Here is a 350-nt window from a genome sequence, read left to right as displayed (position 1 = left end):
CTGCTGACCGCCAAGGGCGAGACCGAAGACCGGATTGCCGGGCTCGAGGCCGGCGCCGACGACTACCTGCCGAAACCCTTCGAGCCCAAGGAGTTGCTGCTGCGGGTCAATGCCATCCTGCGCCGGATGCCCGACACCACAGCACAGGACAGCGCCCCCAAGGTGCTGCATCTGGGCGCCATCCGGTATGACATCGAACGCGGCGAGATGTGGCAAGGCGACGAGCTGATCCGGCTCACCGGCACTGAAAGCCAGCTGATGAAAATTTTCTCGGCCCAGCCCGGCGAGCCGGTTTCCCGCACCAAGCTGGTCGAGGACCTGGGCCGCGACCGCGGCCAGGCGCAGGAGCG

1 pseudogene is annotated in these 350 nt (G+C 67.1%); it reads left to right on the top strand.

Annotated elements, in window-relative coordinates:
- Positions 1–350 (top strand): annotated as a pseudogene (locus RA19_RS25230) (response regulator); the annotation flags it as partial.

The sequence above is a fragment of the Leisingera sp. ANG-M1 genome (genome assembly GCF_000813745.1).
In the GTDB taxonomy this organism is placed as follows: Bacteria; Pseudomonadota; Alphaproteobacteria; order Rhodobacterales; family Rhodobacteraceae; genus Leisingera.
Note: the sequence above shows the minus strand (reverse complement) of the source record. Positions and strands in the feature narration are given on the sequence as shown.